Source organism: Mesorhizobium sp. M1334, from assembly GCF_040317995.1.
GTDB lineage: Bacteria > Pseudomonadota > Alphaproteobacteria > Rhizobiales > Rhizobiaceae > Mesorhizobium.
In genome coordinates, this window is sequence record NZ_JAMYLM010000004.1 from 246,323 (window position 1) to 265,038 (window position 18,716).

Sequence of the window (18,716 nt, forward strand, 5' to 3'; positions counted from 1 at the left end):
TTCGCGGATGTCAGCCGGCTATTTTCGAGAAATCGGCGACCCGGTCCGTCGCCGCGCGGATGCGGGCGAGCAATGCCAGGCGATTGGCGCGCACCGCCTGGTCCTCATCGTTTACCAGGACTTTCTCAAAGAATGAATCAACTGGCTCGCGCAACACGCTAAGCGCCAGCATGGCGGCGGAAAAGTCTTCGTTTTGAATTGCTTCGCCGGCTTGCCTCTCGGCCTGATTCACCGCCGCGAACAAGGTTTTTTCGGCGTTCTCCCGGAACAGAGCCGGCTCAACATGGTCGGCGATCGTCGTTTTCTTCTTCTCCTCGGCGGTGAGAATGTTGGCGGCCCGCTTGGTACCGGCAAGCAGGTTCCTGCCGTCCTCGGTATCAAGGAATGAGCCGAGCGCTTCAACGCGGCGGACGATCTGCAGGAGATCGTCGTTTTGTGATTGGCCAATCTCCCCCCTTGTGGGGGAGATGCCCGGCAGGGCAGAGGGGGGCGCCTCGCGCCGAGAGGCCGGCGGGACAGCGCCCCCCTCTGTCGGCTTCGCCGACATCTCCCCCTCTAGGGGGGAGATTGGGCGCGAACCTGCCGCGAGTACGGCGTCGATCAGGTCGTGCCGGGCGCCCTGGTCGCGCAGATAGACCTTGAGGCGGTCGTGGAAGAAGGACAGGAGGTCGTGACTCAAGCGCCACGCCATCTCAGGTGTCTTTTCGGTGAAGGCCTCTTTTCCTGACAGCCCTACAAGGCGGTCATAAACTTCGGCCCTGTAAGTTGTTGTAGCAAGCCCAGCTGACGTCAGTCGATCCGCAGCCTCAAGATAAGGCCGCGATCCCTCACGTTGGAATTTCATATATGCCGCCACTATCGGAGACATCATCGAACGGAGAAGCGAAATGTTCACGCCGTTCTCAACCACGATCCTGATCACCCCCAGCGCCGCTCTTCTGAGCGCATAGGGGTCCTTCGATCCCGTCGGCTTTTCATCAATGGCCCAGAACCCGACCAGCGTATCAAGCTTGTCGGCCAGCGCGACGGCGATCGAAACCGGATCGGTCGGTACGCGATCGGACGGTCCCTGCGGCTTGTAGTGTTCCTCAATCGCGGCGGCGACGGAGGGATGCTCGCCTTGCAGCAGTGCGTATTTGCGGCCCATGAGACCCTGCAACTCGGGGAATTCGCCGACGACTTCGGTGGTGAGATCGGCCTTGGCCAGAACGGCAGCGCGACGCGCCAGCGCGGTAATCTCCCCCCTTGAGGGGGAGATGTCGCCGAAGGCGACAGAGGGGGTCGGCTCGCGTGGAGCGCCGACTTCCTCTTTCTTCGAAAGGCCAGATCGCGTCGCGCCAGCCGAAGCGACCCCCTCTGGCCTGCCGGCCATCTCCCCCTCAAGGGGGGAGATTGCGCGCACCACGACCGACGCCAGTTCTTCCGCCAGGCGCTTGATGCGCTCCACCCGCTCGCCCTGTGTGCCGAGGTTGGCGTGGAAGGTGACGCCGAGATGGTCGAGGCGGGCCATGCGCTGGTCGAGCGGTTTGTTCAGATCGAGCCCGAACTTTTCCGCCGATGCCTGCAACTGGTCGAGATCCGGCAGGTCGCCCTGGTCGGTCTTCCAGAAATAGAGCGCGTCGGACAGGCGCGCGCGCACCACCTTGCCGTTGCCGTGGGCGATCTCCTTGCCGCCGTCCTTGGCCTCGATGTTGGCGGTCAGGATAAAGCGGTTGGAGAGCGGCGACTGGCTGATCTCCCCCCTTGAGGGGGAGATGGCCGGTAGGCCAGAGGGGGTCGGCACAACCTGACGCGACTCCCTATCGCGGACAGGGGATGCCGCCGATCCACGCGAGGCGACCCCCTCTGTCGGCTGCGGCGACATCTCCCCCTCGAGGGGGGAGATTTGGCACGTCGTGACGAAACACTTCTGGTTGGCGCGGATGGTGAGCCGGATCACCTCGGCCGGAATGGTCAGAAAGTCCTGCTCGAATTCGCCCATCAGCACGACCGGCCATTCGACCAGGCCCGACACTTCCTCCAGCAGCCCGTCGTCCTCGACGAGGTCGAGCCCGCTGGCGAAGGCGAGGTTCCTGGCATCGGCAAGAATGATCTCCTTGCGTCGGTCGGCATCGAGCACGACCTTGGCCGCCTCAAGCTTGGCGACATAATCGTCGAAGCGGCGCACCGTGATGGCGCCCGGCGCATGAAAACGGTGGCCGTAGGTGACATTGCCCGAGCGGATGCCGTCGATCTCGAAATCCACCACCACCGGCTCCTCGGTTTCGGGGCCGAAGGTGCACAGGATCGATTGCAGCGGCCGCACCCAGCGCAACGAGCCGGGCTTGGCCGAAGCCGGCCCCCAGCGCATCGATTTCGGCCAGGGAAAGTTGCGGATGATGCCCGGCACCAGCTCGGCGATGATCTGCTCGGCCGGCCGGCCCGGCCTGGCAATATGGGCGACGTAGAAGTCGCCCTTCTTCGGATCGGAATGAACATGCGCGTCGGCAATCGAGGCAAGGCCGGCCTTGCGCAGAAAACCTTGCACCGCCTGCTCCGGCGCCTTGGTCGAGGGGCCCTTGATCTCCTCGTTGATGTCCTTCGAGCGGGCGGTCAGGCCGCGAATGTCGAGCGTCAGCCGACGCGGCGTCCAATATTCGCGCGCCGCCTCATAGGTCAGCCCGGCTTCGACCAGACCGTCGGTCAGCAGCTTCTTCAGGTCGCCGGCAGCTTTCCTCTGCATACGAGCAGGAATCTCTTCCGAACGGAGTTCTAGGAGCAGGTCGGGCATTGATTGTGCTCACGCGGCAAATGGTCCGGGCGGGGCATAGCAACTCGGCCGGCCGCTGTCACCCTTCCCAGCAAGATCGGGCCAGCACGATCAAGGCATCCAACCGCGATTTCCGAAAAAATTCAGCCGCCTGTCGGACACGAAGCGGTCCGCCCGTCCTTGGGTCAAAGATTTCCATGAACCGAACGCAGCGCTGAAGCGACCAACGCTCAGGCAGAGAACTATTGGGTGAACGAATGAAAACGGCATCGACATTCCTGCAGATCCTCGCGCTCAGCGCCTGTTTTACAGCACAGGTGCATGGCACGTTCTCGATGCCCGGCGTCAGGCAAGCGCTGCGGACAATAGCCGGTGCAAGCGGCCAAGGTACGTTGCCAATCAGCGCTCCTGTCGAAATCGCCTGGAGGTAATGTGCATGTCGCGCAAAAGTGTGCAGCGGTTTTGCGATAACGACATGCATCAAAACAAGAACTTAAAGCGCGTCGTATGAAGCCGGTCGAACGCGCTTTAAGCCGCCATTCCGCCCGCCTGCGTCAGCAGAAACGCCTCGCCGCAAGCTTTGGCCAGATTGCGCACCCGCAAGATGTAACTCTGGCGCTCGGTGACTGAGATTACGCCGCGTGCGTCGAGCAGGTTGAAGACGTGGCTGGCCTTGATGCACTGGTCGTAGGCGGGGAATACCATGCGGTGATACCCCTCCCCCTTGAGGGGAGGGTGGCCCGACGGGCCGGGAGGGGTCGCTCGTGCAGTGCTCGATGCTTGACTTGAGGCGCCTTCTGAGATGACCGCCTCTGCCCGCTTCGCGGGCATCTCCCCCTCAAGGGAGGAGATAGGCGCGCCGGCTTGTAGCAGCGCCTTGCACTCGGCTTCGGCGTCTTCGAAATGGCGCAGCAGCATCGTGGTGTTGGCGAATTCGAAATTGTGGCGCGAATATTCCTGCTCGGCCTGCAGGAAGACGTCGCCATAGGTCACCTTGTCGGCGCCTTCGCGGCCGTTGAAATTGAGGTCGTAGACATTGTCGACGCCCTGCACATACATGGCCAGCCGCTCCAGCCCGTAAGTGAGCTCGCCCGCTACCGGTGCGCATTCGATGCCGCAGACCTGCTGGAAATAGGTGAACTGCGACACCTCCATGCCGTCGCACCAGCACTCCCAGCCCAGCCCCCAGGCGCCCAGCGTCGGGCTTTCCCAGTCGTCCTCGACGAAGCGGATGTCGTGCAGCAGCGGATCGATGCCGATCGCCGCCAGCGAGCCGAGATAAAGCTCCTGCAGATTGGGCGGGTTGGGCTTCAGGATCACCTGGTATTGGTAATAGTGCTGCAGTCGGTTCGGGTTCTCGCCATAGCGGCCGTCCTTGGGGCGGCGCGACGGCTGGACATAGGCGGCGTTCCAGCGTTTTGGGCCGAGCGCGCGCAATGTCGTGGCCGGGTGGAATGTGCCGGCGCCGACTTCCATGTCGTAAGGCTGGAGGACGACGCAGCCATAGTCCGCCCAGTAATTATGCAAAGTCAGGATCAGCCCCTGGAACGAGCGGCTGGGATGCATGTGGGCAGGGATATCAATGGTCACGGCGGCCTCCGGCTGGATGCGGCACCTCGTAGAGTGCCGCTCCGCGACCGTCAAGGCGATGGGGTCACCCCTTCGGGGCGGGCGCCGGCTCGGGTTTTACGTTCGGGGTTTCCTGCGCCGTGTTGGATTCGATCGGCGGCAGGCCCTTCATCAGCTTTTGCTGCAAGGCGGCAAGCACATCCGGGTCCGGCTTCAGGTCGCGGGCCTGGTTCCACTGGAAGGTGGCTTCCAGCTTGCGGCCGACGCGCCAGTAGGCGTCGCCGAGGTGATCGTTGAGCACCGGATCCTCCGGCTTCAACGAAACGGCGCGTTCCATTTCGCGCACCGCGTCGTCGAACTGGCCAAGGCGGTAATAGGCCCAGCCCAGCGAGTCGACGATGTAGCCGTCGCTCGGCCTCAGGTCGACGGCCTTCTGGATCATCGCGAGGCCTTCCTTGAGGTTCATGTTCTTGTCGACCCAGGAATAGCCGAGATAGTTCAGGACCTGCGGCTGGTCGGGGTAGAGCTCCAGCGCCTTGCGGAAATTCGGCTCGGCCTTCGACCATTCCTTCAGCCGCTCATAGGCAATGCCACGCTGGTAGAAGATGTTCCAGTTGGCGGCGGTCGGCGTCTTCAGCACCTCGACTGCCTTGTCGTAAAGATTGGCGGCGGAGCGGAAATCCTCCTTCGCGGAATAGACGCCGCCGAGCGCCAGATAGGCGCGCATGTCGTCTGGATGCGCATCGACGATGGCCTTGAGGTGAGCGATCGCCTCGTCATTGCGGTCAAGATCGGCAAGGTTGAGGCCAAGCTGCAGGTCCGAAAGCTCCTTCAGCGGCGAGCCGGCGGGAATGCGGCGATAGAGCGCGATGGCGCCCTCGCCGTCTTTCAACTGCTCGGCAACGGCGGCAAGCTGAACAAGCGCCGCGTCGTTGCCGGGCCGCAGCGCCAGGGCATATCGCAGATAGAGCCGCACGAACGGCTCGCCGCCGCCGCGGTTGAGCGCGGTGGCGAGATCGAGCAGGATCTCCGAGGCGCCGTCCGAGGGACCGGCAACGAATGGTTCGATCTTTTCGCCCTTGTTGATCTTGTCGCGAAGCGATGCAATCTCGACCTTGCCGGGCGCAAACGCCTCGGCCTTGTCGAGCACCGACAGCGCCTTGGCCTTGTCGCCTTTGCGGGCGAGGAAAGAGGCGTAGGCCTGCGCGTTGCGCATCCATGTTTCGGGGGCCGCACCGCCAGCGGCCGTATCTTGCAGGGTGGCGGTGTAGAGCGCATCCGCCCTGTCGGGCAGGCCCGAGACGTCGGCAATCAAGGCACGGTGGAACGACTTGAACGGGCTGAACCAGTCGGGGCCCTGCAGCTTGTCGATGGAAGCCATGGCCTCGCCGGCGTCGCCCTCACCTTGCTTGGCCCAGCCGGTCATGACGCCGGAGATCAGCCGGTCGAGATCGGATTCGAGCGACAGCTTGAGCCAGTATTCGGCCTTGGAGAAATCCTTCTTGTGGAAGGAATCGATGGCCAGCGCCAGGCGCGAGAAGCGCTCGACGTCGGGAACCGCCTTGAGCTTGTCGGCGTAGACCAGGGACTCGTCGAAGCGCCCCTGCGCGATCAGCGACAGCATCAGGCTTTGCTGCAGTCCCGTATCGTTCGGATCGAAGGCGAGCGCCTGCTTGTAGTAGGAAATGGCGCTGTCGAGGTCGTTGTCGCCTTCGGCAATCCGCGCGGCGAGATACGCTCCCGAGAAGGATGTGATCCTGACCGCCTCGGCGGTCTGTCTGGCATGCGCCGGCAAAGCCGAGATCGCCATGCCCGTCGCGATTGCCAGCCCCGTCAGCCAGCGCGCATATCCTTGCCGCATCATATCCCTTTCAGCCAAACGCCATCTCCGCGTCAGCGGGATCGCCGTAGACTCGATCTTTACAGGTAAAGCATGGCCTTTTTGGGGTCACGCTTCAACCCGGCCCGAATTCACAATCGGGTCAAGCAATTAATAAACCATGCCGAAAGAGGTCGCACGACCGCATTGCGACAATCCGGCAATGGGAAACCGGCGTCACGGCCCGGAACTCAGGACGTTTGCGAAAGGCTTGCATCGAGCGCCTGCATGGCGACGGTGACAAGATCGTGCAGCCGCTTTTTCGGCACGCCGTCGCGTGCCTGCACCGAAAGGCCGTGCATCAGCGTGGCGTAATAATCACCCAACGTCTCGGCGTCGGTACCCGGCTTCAATTCGCCTTCGCGCACCGCTTGCTTCAATCGCTCGACGATCGATGCGGTACGCGCCAGCCGGTGCTCCGCCAGCCATTGCTGCACGGCGGCGTTTTCGACAGCGCAATTGGTGGCGGCCGTCACCACCATGCAGCCCTGCGGCTGCCCCGGCCGCGTATAGATTTCGACGCCGTCGCGAAGCATGCGCTCGATGACGCGCCGGACGTTTGGTTCTTCCTGCAGCGCGCGTGTGGCAAAGCCGCCCTCATTGGCCTCGTAAAGTCCCACCGCTTCGCGAAACAGATCCTCCTTCGAGCCGAAGGCGGCATAGATGCGCGCCGATGCGAGGCCAAGCGCCGAAACGAGATCGGCCATCGAGGTGCCCTCGTAGCCACGTCTCCAGAAAGCGTCCCGGGCTTTCTCCAGCGCCTGGTCGCGGTCGAACTCCCTTGGCCTTCCCGCCATTGCGACCTCCAATTTTTGTCGATCAACAAATAATCCGCTTGACTTCGGATTGCAAATCTTAATTCTTTGTCGATCATTAAATAATTGTCGACAAGGAGACCGACATGAGTTCACTGGATCAAGGCGCGCCGCTCGGGGCAATCGCAGCGCAAGGGACAACCGGTGTGAAGCGCGGCGCAACGCTGGCGCTGCTCGCCTTCGCGCAGCTCATCATCTCGCTCGACCTCAACATCGTCTTCGTGGCGCTACCGGAGATCGGCGCCGGCCTCGGATTTTCCGGTCAGACCCTGCAATGGGTGGTGAGCGCCTACACGGTCTTTACCGGCGGCTTCCTGCTGTTCGGCGGCCGGGCCGCCGACCTGATCGGCCAGCGCCGCGTCTTCATCTTCGCACTCTGGCTCTACGCGCTTTCTTCGCTTGTCGGCGGCCTGGCATGGTCACCGGAAATCATCATTGCGGCACGTGCGGTACAAGGCATCGGCGCCGCATTCCTGTTTCCGGCGACGCTGTCGCTGATCAACCGTCTGTTCGCCGAAGGACCGGAACGCAACCGGGCGCTCGCCGTCTGGGGCGGCGCGGGCGCCAGCGGCCTGACGCTCGGTTCGCTTGCCGGCGGGTTTCTGACCAGCGCCTTCGGCTGGCCGTCGGTCTTCTACGTCAACGTGCTGCTGGCCGGGATCGCCATCATCGCGGCTTTCACCATCATCCCGCGCGATCGCAAGCGGCACGAGCACCGCAGCTTCGATCTGCCGGGCGCATTGACCGTCACCGCCGGCGCGACGCTGCTTGTCTTCACCCTGGTTCAGGGGCCTGAATATGGCTGGGGATCGACCGCAATCATCGTCAGCGCAGCACTGGCGGCATTCTTCCTGATCGCCTTCACGATGATCGAGGCGAAGAGCGCCGATCCGCTGATGCCGCTACGCCTGTTTTACAACCGCAGCCTCGTCGCCGGCATGACGATAACCTTCCTCTACATGGCGACTTTCGGAGCGCTGCCCTACTTCCTCACCGTGCTGTTGCAGAACGTGCACGGTTTCACTGCCTTGCAGACGGGCCTCGCCTTTCTTGTGCCGTCGGTCGCCATCGCCACCGGCACGCAAGCCGGCGAGCGTCTGGCGACGCGCTTTTCGACGCGCAGCACGCTGGTCGGCGGCATGATCGTCGGCGCGGTCGGCACTGCATTGATGGTATCAGGCACAACCGCGGAGAGCAGCTATCTGTCCCTTGTACCCGGCCTGATCGTCTCCGGCGTCGGACAAGGCATCGTCTGGACCGCAATGTGGATTGCCGCCGCTTCCGGCGTTGCCCACGATCAGCAAGGCGTCGCCTCGGGCATGGCTTCGACGACACTCAATGTCGGCAACGCCATCGGCATGGCCGTGCTGATCGCGATTGCGAACAGCCAAATCGGCGAATTGTCCGGCGATGCGTTGAAAATTGCCGTCGCCGACGGCATCCAGGTCGCCTTCTGGTTCGCGGCGGCGGGCATCGCCGCCAGCCTGCTCGCAGCAATGGTTCTTCCGGCAAAGGGGCGATGAGAACGGCGCGGGCGCCGATGGCTGTCAATTCACCCGGCTGATGCAGAAATCGATGACGTCGATCAGCGCAGACTTCTGCGGCGTCGCTTCGAGCGGCGCCAGCGCGTCACGGGCGATCTCGCCGAAATGGCGAGCGCGCCCGATGGTGTCGGCAATCGCCCCGTGGCGGAGCATCAGGCCGATTGCCTTTTCCAGTCCGGCATCGTCGGCGGCATTGTCCTCGATGGCGCGTTTCCAGAAGCTGCGCTCGGCCTTGGTGCCGCGCCGATAGGCGAGGATCACCGGCAGCGTTACCTTGCCTTCGCGGAAATCGTCGCCGACATTCTTGCCGAGATCCTTGCTGGTGCCGCCATAATCCAGCGCGTCGTCGATCAGCTGGAAAGCAAGGCCGAGATTCATGCCATAGGAGCGGAGTGCTGCGCGATCGTTGCGCGTCGCCTGGGCGATGACCGGGCCGACCTCGGCGGCGGCTGAGAACAGCGCCGCGGTCTTGGCCTTGATCACGGCGAAGTGCTCGTCCTCGGTGGTTTCGAGGTTCTTGGCGGCGGCAAGCTGCATCACCTCGCCTTCGGCGATCACCGAGGCCGCACTCGACAGGATGTCGAGCGCTTCCAGCGAGGCGACATCGACCATCATGCGAAAGGCCTGGCCGAGCAGGAAATCGCCGACCAGAACACTGGCCTGGTTGCCCCAGATCATGCGCGCCGTCTTCTTGCCGCGCCGCATGCCGCTTTCGTCGACAACGTCGTCGTGGAGAAGTGTCGCTGTGTGCATGAATTCGACCGATGTGGCGAGCTTGACATGGCCGTCGCCGGAATAGCCGAACATCTGGGCGGCGGCGAGCGTCAGCATCGGCCGCAGCCGTTTGCCGCCGGATGAGATCAGATGGTTGGCGATCTCCGGGATCATCTCGACATCGGAGCCGGCCTTCGACAGGATCAATTTGTTGACGCGCCCCATGTCGGCCGCGGTCAGGTCGATGAGGTCCTTTATCGAGGCGGCTTCGCGCTTCCCGTTTTCAATGTTGAGAACGACACCCACGGCAAAACTCCCAACCTCGATATGCACGACGGCAACATGGTCCCTGGACAGACTCTAGGGTGTCACCCACCGGTGCGGCAAGAGGCGAATTGGCGCGCCGGCTCTGGTACATGATCACGCCTACGTTTACATCAACGCTGCAAACTGCGAGTTTCATCCGATGATAGAGCTCATCCGCACCAACGACGCCGTCATCATTTCGTTTGTCGAATCGCTGATGCGCGATGCCGGTATCGGCTGTTTCGTCGCCGACCAGAACATGAGCGTGCTCGACGGCTCGATCGGCATCCTGCCCCGCCGTGTCATGGTGGACGCCGACAAGGCCGATGCGGCGCGGCGCATCCTGACGGATGCCGGCATCGCCAACGAGATCCGCCAAAAATAATGTCCGCGTCGCCCGCTGCCCTTGTCCCCGACATGCCGGCTCACACGGTCGATGCCTTCCATCGCGGTCGCTTCTGGCTGGTGCAGCCGAGAAAGGCCGGCCACCGCGCTGGCATGGATGCGATGATGCTGGCTGCTGCCGTGCCGTCCTCCTTCGCCGGGCGGCTGGCCGACTTTGGCGCGGGTGCCGGTGCCGCCGGCCTGGCGGTGCTGTCGCGATGCCCCGCTGCCGCGGCCGTGCTTGTCGAGCGTTCCCCGGAAATGGCGGCCTTCGCCACCACCACGCTTGCCCATCCCGGCAATGCGCATCTCAGCGACCGCGCCTCGGTGCTCGTCGCCGATGTCGCGCTGTCGGGCCGGGCGCGAACGGCCGCCGGCCTCGAGGACAACAGCTTCGATTTCGTCATCATGAACCCGCCGTTCAATGCCGCCGAGGATCGCGCGACGCCCGATCCGCTGAGAAAAGCCGCACATGTCTCGGAGGATGGATTGTTCGACAGCTGGATCCGCAGCGCGGCCGCGGTGGTCAGGCCGGGTGGCGGGCTGGCCGTCATCGCCCGGCCGGAACAGCTCGGCGCCATCCTCGATGCCGTTGCCGGCCGCTTCGGCGACGCCGAGATGCTGGCCGTCCATCCTCGCCCCGAGGCGGCAGCGATCCGCATCGTCGTCCGGGCGGCACTCGGCGCACGCGGCAAACTGTCGATCCAGCCGCCGCTGATGCTGCATGCCTACTCAGGCAATGGCCCTTCGGAGCGGGCAGAGCTGATCAATAACGGGCTGGCGTCGCTGTTCGGAGACTGATCCATTCTGATTGCCGGGGTGACGGCATTGCCGTTGGCCGGCGAATTCCTACATGCCTCAAGCAAATCGACCGGAGACCGCCCCCTCGTGAAACGCCTTTTCAACCGCCTGCTGCCGAAATCCTGGCGCTCCACCGTCGTCACCATTCCGGTCATCCGGCTGCACGGCACGATCATGCCCGGCGGCGGCCAGTTCCGGCCGAGCCTGTCGCTCGCTTCCACCGCCGGTCTTCTCGAAAAGCTGTTTTCCTTCGATGCGCCGGCGGTCGCCATCTCGATCAATTCGCCAGGCGGCTCGCCGGTGCAGTCGCGGCTGATCTTCAGGCGCATCCGCGACCTGGCGAGCGAGAAGAACAAGAAGGTCCTGGTTTTCGTCGAGGACGTGGCGGCATCGGGCGGCTACATGATTGCGGTCGCGGGCGACGAGATCTTTGCCGACCCGTCCTCCATCGTCGGCTCGATCGGCGTGGTGTCGGCCTCGTTCGGCTTTCCCGAGCTGTTGAAGAAGATCGGCGTCGAGCGCCGCGTCCACACCGCCGGCCAGAACAAGGCGGTGCTCGACCCGTTCAAACCGGAAAAGAAGGAGGACGTCGAGCGCCTGAAGGCGCTGCAACTGGAGGTCCACGAGACCTTCATCGACCTCGTCAAGGACAGGCGCGGCAGCAAGCTCAAGGACGATCCCGACCTGTTCACTGGCCTGTTCTGGACGGCCAAGAAGGGGCTTGAACTCGGGCTGGTCGATGCGCTCGGCGACATGCGCAGCGTGCTGAAGAGCCGTTTCGGGCCGAAAACCCAGCTCAAGCTGATCACCGCGCCGCGCGGCCTGTTCGGCCGCTTCGGCCTGTTCGGCTCGAGCTTGTCGGCGCCCGACATCGCTGCCGCCGCGGCAAGCGGCGTCATCGATGCGGCGGAAGAGCGCGCGCTGTGGGCGCGCTTCGGGCTTTGAAAAGCCGGTGAAAGCGTCTAGCATAAATCATCAACCGACCCGACCGGCGGCCTTGCCGGCCTTGCGAGGGAGGAGTTTGACATGCCGCAGATCATTTTCTTCGCCGTCGTCGGCATTGCCGCCTATTTCGGCTACCGCTCCTTCATCAGGGAAGCCGAGCGGGTGACCGCCAAGGTACGTCGGGCCGAAAAGCAGACGGCCAACGGCACCATGGGAACACTGGTCAAGGATCCGAAGACCGGCGAATACCGTCTGGCCAAGGATTGACCGTCGTCCCCCTCGCGGCCGAGCCCATGAACGCCGAGACCAGCGTCCGGGGATTGCATGCGCACGCCAAGATAAATCTCGCGCTGCACGTCACCGGCCGGCGCGCCGACGGTTATCACATGATCGAAAGCCTGGCTGTGTTCACCCGCTTCGGCGACCGCATCGAGACAGAACTTGCCGACAGCGATGGGTTTTCCGTGTCCGGCAAATACGCCTCCGCGGTGCCGGTCGACGACAATAATCTGGTGGTGAGAGCGCGCGACGCACTGCGTCGCGAGGCCGGTTCCCAACACGCGCCGGCTGTCGCCATCCGGCTCGAAAAGAACCTGCCGGTCGCGTCCGGTGTCGGCGGCGGATCGAGCGACGCGGCGGCTGTGCTGCGCGCCCTGGTCCAGACCTGGGGACTTGATGTCGGCGATGCCGAACTGGCGCGGATCGGCCTGTCGCTCGGCGCCGACGTGCCGATGTGCCTCGCTGCCAAGCCGCTGATAGCCCACGGCGTCGGCGACGAGCTGACGCTCGTGCCGGGTTTCCCGGCGCTGGGTCTGGTGCTCGTCAATCCCGGCACTGCCGTCTCGACGGCCGACGTGTTCGAGGCGCTTGGCCGCCGGGACAATGCGGGGCTGCCGCCGCTGCCGCACAGCCTCGACTTCCACAGCATCCGCAACTGGCTGGAGATCACCCGCAACGATCTCGAGCCTGCGGCGCGTGCAATCCAGCCCGCCATCGGCAAGGCGCTTTCCGTGCTTAACAAGGCCGGAGCCGGTTTTGCCAGGATGTCGGGTTCCGGCGCCACCTGCTTCGGGCTGTTCGAGACCGGCAACGTGGCCAAGCGCGCGGCCGTCGATATTCGCGGCCGCCATCCAGACTGGTTTGTCGCAGCGACGCGAAGCATGACATCGGAGGCTGAGGCCCATGGCCAGGATTGACGTGAGCCGCCCCTTTGTTCCCGTGCGCATCGCGGTACTGACCGTTTCCGATACGCGCAGCCTCGCCGACGACAAATCCGGGCAGACGCTGGCCGACCGTATTGCCGAGGCCGGCCACATCCTCGCCGCCCGCGACATCGTCACCGACGACCGCGACAAGATCCGCGACAAGGTCCTGGGTTGGTCAAGGGACGAAGCGATCGATGTCGTCATCACCACCGGCGGCACCGGCTTCACCGGCCGCGACGTGACGCCGGAAGCGCTGGAGCCGATCTTCGAAAAGCGCATGGACGGCTTTTCCGAAGTGTTCCACCGCATCTCCTACGACAAGATCGGCACCTCGACGATCCAGAGCCGGGCAACCGGTGGCGTCGTCAACGCCACCTTCGTCTTCGTGCTGCCGGGCTCGCCCGGCGCCTGCAAGGACGCCTGGGACGGTATCTTGAAGCCCCAGCTCGACTACCGGCACATGCCCTGCAACTTCGTCGAGATCATGCCGCGGCTGGACGAGCATTTGCGGCGCGGCTGAGGCGAGCCAAGGTGTCAGCCAAGCGACCTCGGTTTAGCGAATGACCGGCTCGCCGTGAAAACGGCGGCGCGAGGGCGGCGACACGCCGAAGCCGACCTCCATCATCAGCCGCGGGGTGCGCGTCGGCACGGTGCCCATATGGAAGCCGAACGGGTCCTCGACAAAGCCGAGGCCGGCCTGCCCGGTCAGCGTTACCGGGCTCTGCTCGCCGTACACGCCCAGCACCTCTTCCGCCGAATGGCCTACCAGCAGCGTCAGCTGGTGCTTCAGGATGCGCCGGTTGTGGGAGCCGCGGACATAGACATGCGGCCCGGTGTCGTTGTCGACCGGCACCAGGTAGAAGAAAAACTTCAACATGCGCCAGTCGTCGAGGTCGAAATGGTATTTGCCGAGCGAGGCCATGTTCTTGTCGGCGTCCGAGACGCCACCGGTCGGAAAGCTCCACCAGACGCGGGTGGTGATCAGCTTGGCCTGGCTGCCGAGATAGTGCGCTGCGATATCGAGAAGCAGCGGATCGCGCTGCACGGCGACCGCAGCGTTGCAGTCGAGGACCCGTTCGAAATAGTGACCGCTGAGCAGCGGGCGGCCGAAATGCTTTTCGGCATCGGCGTGTTTTTCGGGCAGGAATTCCAGCCGGCGGTCGAAATTGCCGAAGCATGGCGTGCGCTCGGCGAAGCGGGCGATCTCCTCATGGATGGCGGCCGGCAGCATCAGGCCCGAATAGAGCCCCTCCGTCCGCAGCGCGCCGACGACGGCATCGCGATCGACGCCGGCGAACATCGTTTCACCGACATTGCGCGCCGGCGGAACGGGCTTTGCACCGCGCCAGTGCAGCCGCCGCGCCGGCATGGTGCGGGCCAGCATGAACATCGGCAGCCATGCCGGATTCTCGCGAAGGTCGGAAAGATAGGTCGGGATGCGGGCGGCGATGCGGCGCAGCGTACCGCCGTTGCGTGCGATCGCCTCGAGGCTTGCAGCGCCGGACTTGTCGGGGCTTGAAAGGGTCATCGGGGTCCTCAAATGTCGGGGGAACAGCATCGACATAATCGTCGCCGCCGCTCCGGCACACCCCAAACCCATTCGCCCGTTTCGCAGGGAATGGTAACCCCCGGCCAGATTTTGTGCAATGCACAATAAGCGACGACGCGCCAGAAAATTTGCTTGGGCGGCATTCCCTAGGCCCGGGATGGTAAGCCGTCACTTCCGCGGCGCCACCCAGATCTCGGCGTGGAGCCTTCTTGTCGCCAGGCCGCGGGCGATCGCTTCGGCGCTGCGGGCGCTCTTAGACAGCGCGGCGGCCTGACGCTTGCTGATCACCAAGCCTTCGGCGAGAGCGCGATTTCCGGCAAATACGCGTGACAGGAAGGGCGCGCGGCTGCCGCGGGCCCGCGAAAATCGCGCCGCCATGGTTTGCCTGGCGGTGTGGGCGACGACCTCGTCGATCCAGCCCTCCCCCAGCCGCGCGCCCGGTTCCAGCAAGAGCAGCCAGTCGCCCTTGGCCTGCCTGATGCCCGCAGCGATGCCGCCACTGACATAGTGGCAGCCGGCATGTTCGGCGACGCGGTGCGTCTGATCGGTCGAGCCGGTATCGCAGACGAGAACGTCGCGCACTACGCCCTCGACCGCGCCGCCGATCAGCGAGGCGAGCGTGCGGGCAAGGCCCTCCTCGTCATTCAGGGTTTCGATCAGGACGCTGAGCATGTTTAGCCGAATAGCGGAAAGCGGTGGGCAGCGCCAGTTTTTGCGGCGCGCCGCGAGAAAGTTCTTGCTTTGTTCTCGTCAATGCGATAGGAATACATTCATGAGCAGAGCGATTCGACAGCGGGCGGACAGTCCCTGGGAAAGGGCCAAAATGGAACAGATCGTGCGTGCCGACATTGCCGCCTTCGGCGCTGGCAGGGCCGAGATGGCGAATGCGATGATCGAGCAGAGCGGCATGCGCGTCCGTCCGGACCGCAATCGCGGCCGGTCGGCGGGCATCAATCCGTCCGGCCGTTTCGAGCCGGTCAGCCGGCATGTGTTCGATGACGGCTGGAATTCGCTGGAGGAGCTGCCGCCCTTCAAGACCGAGGTACAGGTCGAGAAGCCGCGCACCATCATCACCCGCAACGAATCACCCGATATCTCCTTCGACCGCTCGATCAATCCCTATCGCGGCTGCGAACATGGCTGCGTCTATTGTTTCGCGCGGCCGACGCACAGCTTCATGGGCCTGTCGCCGGGGCTGGATTTCGAATCGAAGCTGTTTGCCAAGCCGGATGCGGCGCGGTTGCTCGACAAGGAATTGTCCAGGGATAATTACCAGCCGCGCACCATCGCCATAGGCACCAACACCGATCCCTATCAGCCGATAGAGAAGCAATACCGGATCACGCGTGAGATCCTCGAAGTGCTGGAGGCGCGCGGCCATCCGGTCGGCATCGTGACCAAATCGGCACTGGTGACCCGCGATATCGACATTCTGTCGCGCATGGCCGAGCGCGGGTTGGCCAAGGTGGCGCTGTCGGTGACGACATTGGACAGGATGCTGGCCAGAACGATGGAGCCGCGCGCGTCGACGCCGACCAAGCGGCTGGAGGCGATCAGACAGCTTTCGGACGCCGGCATTCCGGCCTCGGTGATGGTCGCGCCGATCATCCCCGGACTGACCGACCCGGAAATGGAGCGCATCCTCGATTCGGCGCAGGCAGCGGGCGCGCGTGAAGCAGGCTATGTGCTGCTGCGCCTGCCGCTGGAGGTCGCGCCGATCTTCAAGGACTGGCTGCTGCGCCACTATCCCGACCGCTATCGCCACGTCATGTCGCTGATCCGTTCGATGCGCGACGGCAAGGACTACGATTCGGAATGGGGCAAGCGCATGAAAGGCTCCGGCCCCTATGCCTGGCAGATTGGCCGGCGTTTCGAGATCGCCGCCAAACGGCTCGGCCTCAATGCCGAACGGCGCTCGCTCAGGACCGACCAGTTCGTCCCCGCTGCCAAGGCAACCGAGCAGCTGATGCTGCTGTGACAAAGCGTCTCGCGCCAGCCGCTTTGAAGCGGCCGCAGCAGGCGAAAAATCCCGTCCGGCCTGTCCTGTCCCCGGGCTTGCAGACGGTAGCCCCCTCCTGGTCCGGTGCCCCGCCCGACCCGGAGGGGACTTGCGGAGAATCGGAGCCGATGCGAACCTCGCCGCACCATGGCTCGCCCGCGTTCCGATTCTCCGCTTCTCTTCGAAATCGTCGAGAAACCCGACTTCTCGTTCGAGACGAGAGCGATGGCCGAAGGCCTTTGGCCGGTGGCGGGGATGGACGAGGCCGGCCGCGGCCCACTCGCCGGGCCGGTGGTGGCGGCAGCGGTGGTGCTCGATCCCGCCAACATCCCCGACGGCCTCGATGATTCCAAGCGGCTGACGCATTTGCAGCGTGAGGCGCTGTTCATGAAAATCCTCGGCTCCGCACTCGCCGTGTCGATGGCCTCGGTCAGCGCCGAAGGCATCGATGCCTCCAACATTCTCAGGGCCAGCCTGGAGGCGATGCGCCGTGCAGTGGCCGGCCTGTCAATCCGGCCGAAGCTGGCACTGGCCGACGGCCGCGACGTGCCGCCCGGCCTGCCCTGCGAGGGCAAAGCGCTGATCAAGGGCGACCAGCGCTCGCAGTCGATCGCCGCAGCCTCGATCGTCGCCAAGGTGTTGCGCGACCGCATGATGTGCGGCTGCGGCAGCCATCATGCGCGTTACGGCTTCGAACTGCATATGGGCTACGCCACTGTGCGCCATCGCACGGCGATCGATCTGCACGGGCCGGTGGCGCGGCTGCACCGCGCCTCCTTCGCGCCGTTCCGGTTCGGCGGCACCGAGGTGCTGGAGGAAGAGGTTTTTTCGGGTTTGGATTGAGATTGGCGAAAGCGGCTGAGCGCGTAATCTCCCCCCTCGAGGGGGGAGATGGCCGGCAGGCCAGAGGGGGTCGCCTCGCGTGAAGCGCCAACGTTCTCTTTCGTCCCACGTGGTGTCGCGCCAGGACGTACCGACCCCCTCTGTCGCCTTTGGCGACATCTCCCCCTCAAGGGGGGAGATTGTGCGCTCTGCCGCTTTCGCCAACAAAAAAGCCGCCAGGTTTCCCCGGCGGCTTCCGATGAATTTCTCGACGAAGTCGCTTAATTCAGTTTCGACTTCAAATCCTGCAGGGAGGCGTTGAACAGGTCGGCGCCGGCCTTGGCGTCGATCTTGCCGGCCAGCAGCGCGCGCGCGGCTTCGACCGCAATGTCGACAGCGCTGGCACGCACTTCGCCGATCGCTTCGCGCTCGGCCTGGCCGATCTTCTGCTCGGCCAAGGCGGTGCGCCGGGCGACATAGTCCTCGGTCTTCTGGTGCGCCTCGGCGGCAAGCATGTCGGCTTCACGCTTGGCGGCGGCAACGATGGCCGCCGCCTCCTGCTCGGCTTCCTTGCGCTTGCGCTGGTATTGGCCAAGCAGCTGCTGTGCCTCTTCGCGCAACCGGCGCGCCTCCCCGAGCTCGGAGCTGATCTTGTCGGCCCGCGCATCGAGCGCCTTGGCGATCATGCCCGGCACCTTGATGTAGATGGCGATGCCGAGGAAGATTACGAGGGCAACCGTTGCCCAAAGCGTCGCGAGAGATGTGGCGTCCATGATGCGCTCCTCACCCGGCCACGGATTTGACCGCGGCCGCGATTTCAGCCTTGCTGGCCTTGCCGCCGACAAGCGCCTCGACGATGGCCGAAGCGGTGTCCTCGGCGATCGTGCCGACTTCCTTCATCGCATTGGCCTTGATAGAAGAAATACGCGCCTCGGCCTCGCCAAGCTTCTGGTCAAGCGCTGCCTCGATCGTCTTGCGGGCAGCTTCGGCTTCCGCCTTGGCCGCATCGTTGGCCTGCTGGCCGATCGCATTGGCCTTGCCCTTGGCTTCCGCCAATTCCTGCTCATAGGCGGCAACGGCGGCATCGGCCTCGCTTTTCAACCGGGCAGCATGATCGAGATCCTGCGTGATGCGGTCGTTGCGAACGTCGATGATGCCGCCAACGCGCGGCATCACTACCCGTTTCAAGAAGAGGTAGAACAGCCCGAAAGTGATTGCCAGCCACAGCAGCTGTGACGGGTACGTCGCCGGATTGAATGGCGGGAACGTGCCGTGCGCCTCGGCAGGCACGCCGGTGCCGGCGTGCGTGTCGCCTTCCGCTGCGGCTGGCGCGGACTCTTGCGCAAAGGCAGATGTCACGAACATGGACTATCCCCGAAATTCAGGCCCGCCGCAGGATCGCGGCCTGCCTGTTCAATTCTTCCCAATGTTCAGC

General features: G+C 64.3%; 17 protein-coding genes and 2 pseudogenes. 9 read left to right on the forward strand and 10 right to left on the reverse strand.

Annotated elements, in window-relative coordinates; genetic code table 11:
* Positions 1-10: 10 nt before the first annotated feature.
* The 5 genes and pseudogenes from NKH17_RS10835 to NKH17_RS10855 all read right to left on the reverse strand — a co-directional run bounded on the left by NKH17_RS10835 (position 11) and on the right by NKH17_RS10855 (position 6,994).
* Positions 11-2,722: a glycine--tRNA ligase subunit beta gene (locus NKH17_RS10835; protein ID WP_502910589.1), complete on the reverse strand. Its 2,712-nt coding sequence runs from the start codon at positions 2,720-2,722 to the stop codon at positions 11-13.
* Positions 2,723-3,277: 555 nt separating this feature from the next.
* Positions 3,278-3,460, reverse strand: a pseudogene (locus tag NKH17_RS10840) (glycine--tRNA ligase subunit alpha); the annotation flags it as partial.
* Between the two features lie 117 nt (positions 3,461-3,577).
* Positions 3,578-4,315, reverse strand: a pseudogene (locus NKH17_RS10845) (glycine--tRNA ligase subunit alpha); the annotation flags it as partial.
* Between the two features lie 88 nt (positions 4,316-4,403).
* Positions 4,404-6,179, reverse strand: a complete 1,776-nt coding sequence (locus NKH17_RS10850; protein ID WP_352896037.1) for a tetratricopeptide repeat protein — start codon at positions 6,177-6,179, stop codon at positions 4,404-4,406.
* 209 nt (positions 6,180-6,388) lie between these two features.
* Positions 6,389-6,994 carry a TetR/AcrR family transcriptional regulator gene (locus NKH17_RS10855; RefSeq protein ID WP_352895840.1) on the reverse strand — a complete coding sequence of 202 codons (606 nt, stop codon included), beginning with the start codon at positions 6,992-6,994 and terminating at the stop codon, positions 6,389-6,391.
* A 104-nt stretch (positions 6,995-7,098) separates the two neighbouring features.
* Between NKH17_RS10855 and NKH17_RS10860 the strand changes: the two genes are divergently transcribed.
* Positions 7,099-8,535 (forward strand): MFS transporter, encoded by a 1,437-nt coding sequence (locus NKH17_RS10860; RefSeq protein WP_352895843.1) that lies wholly within the window; start codon positions 7,099-7,101, stop codon positions 8,533-8,535.
* A 24-nt stretch (positions 8,536-8,559) separates the two neighbouring features.
* Here NKH17_RS10860 and NKH17_RS10865 read toward each other — a convergent pair whose 3' ends face one another.
* Complete coding sequence (locus NKH17_RS10865) at positions 8,560-9,576, reverse strand: polyprenyl synthetase family protein (RefSeq protein WP_254818409.1); 1,017 nt, start codon at positions 9,574-9,576, stop codon at positions 8,560-8,562.
* 160 nt (positions 9,577-9,736) lie between these two features.
* Between NKH17_RS10865 and NKH17_RS10870 the strand changes: the two genes are divergently transcribed.
* The 6 genes from NKH17_RS10870 to moaB all read left to right on the forward strand — a co-directional run bounded on the left by NKH17_RS10870 (position 9,737) and on the right by moaB (position 13,431).
* The gene (locus NKH17_RS10870; protein ID WP_023674082.1) at positions 9,737-9,961 is read left to right on the forward strand and encodes a putative signal transducing protein; all 225 of its coding nucleotides are present in this window, start codon (positions 9,737-9,739) and stop codon (positions 9,959-9,961) included.
* Positions 9,961-10,761 (forward strand): tRNA1(Val) (adenine(37)-N6)-methyltransferase, encoded by an 801-nt coding sequence (locus tag NKH17_RS10875; RefSeq protein ID WP_254818408.1) that lies wholly within the window; start codon positions 9,961-9,963, stop codon positions 10,759-10,761. Before NKH17_RS10870 ends, NKH17_RS10875 begins: the two co-directional genes overlap by 1 nt.
* A gap of 87 nt (positions 10,762-10,848) precedes the next feature.
* Entirely contained in the window at positions 10,849-11,706 is an 858-nt protein-coding gene (locus NKH17_RS10880; protein ID WP_352505244.1) for a S49 family peptidase, read from the forward strand.
* Positions 11,707-11,787: 81 nt separating this feature from the next.
* Positions 11,788-11,973, forward strand: coding sequence for a hypothetical protein (locus NKH17_RS10885; protein ID WP_254818406.1), 186 nt, complete (start codon positions 11,788-11,790; stop codon positions 11,971-11,973).
* 26 nt (positions 11,974-11,999) lie between these two features.
* Positions 12,000-12,902 (forward strand): 4-(cytidine 5'-diphospho)-2-C-methyl-D-erythritol kinase, encoded by a 903-nt coding sequence (locus tag NKH17_RS10890; RefSeq protein WP_352970740.1) that lies wholly within the window; start codon positions 12,000-12,002, stop codon positions 12,900-12,902.
* Positions 12,889-13,431 (forward strand): molybdenum cofactor biosynthesis protein B, encoded by a 543-nt coding sequence (gene moaB, locus NKH17_RS10895; RefSeq protein WP_352801424.1) that lies wholly within the window; start codon positions 12,889-12,891, stop codon positions 13,429-13,431. The genes NKH17_RS10890 and moaB overlap by 14 nt, the downstream gene beginning before the upstream one ends.
* A gap of 33 nt (positions 13,432-13,464) precedes the next feature.
* On the opposite strand, the gene NKH17_RS10900 is transcribed toward moaB, so the two are convergent.
* Positions 13,465-14,439: a phytanoyl-CoA dioxygenase family protein gene (locus NKH17_RS10900; protein WP_352476633.1), complete on the reverse strand. Its 975-nt coding sequence runs from the start codon at positions 14,437-14,439 to the stop codon at positions 13,465-13,467.
* A gap of 189 nt (positions 14,440-14,628) precedes the next feature.
* Positions 14,629-15,132: a glycosyltransferase gene (locus NKH17_RS10905; protein WP_023716858.1), complete on the reverse strand. Its 504-nt coding sequence runs from the start codon at positions 15,130-15,132 to the stop codon at positions 14,629-14,631.
* 151 nt (positions 15,133-15,283) lie between these two features.
* On the opposite strand from NKH17_RS10905, the gene NKH17_RS10910 reads away from it, so the two are divergent.
* On the forward strand, positions 15,284-16,438 hold the full coding sequence (locus NKH17_RS10910; protein WP_352896040.1) for a PA0069 family radical SAM protein: 1,155 nt from the start codon (positions 15,284-15,286) through the stop codon (positions 16,436-16,438).
* Between the two features lie 168 nt (positions 16,439-16,606).
* Positions 16,607-17,302 carry a ribonuclease HII gene (rnhB, locus tag NKH17_RS10915; protein WP_254818401.1) on the forward strand — a complete coding sequence of 232 codons (696 nt, stop codon included), beginning with the start codon at positions 16,607-16,609 and terminating at the stop codon, positions 17,300-17,302.
* Positions 17,303-17,562: 260 nt separating this feature from the next.
* On the opposite strand, the gene NKH17_RS10920 is transcribed toward rnhB, so the two are convergent.
* Entirely contained in the window at positions 17,563-18,054 is a 492-nt protein-coding gene (locus NKH17_RS10920) for a F0F1 ATP synthase subunit B (protein WP_352895852.1), read from the reverse strand.
* Positions 18,055-18,064: 10 nt separating this feature from the next.
* Positions 18,065-18,646, reverse strand: coding sequence for a F0F1 ATP synthase subunit B (locus NKH17_RS10925; RefSeq protein WP_352645474.1), 582 nt, complete (start codon positions 18,644-18,646; stop codon positions 18,065-18,067).
* Between the last annotated feature and the right edge of the window lie 70 nt (positions 18,647-18,716).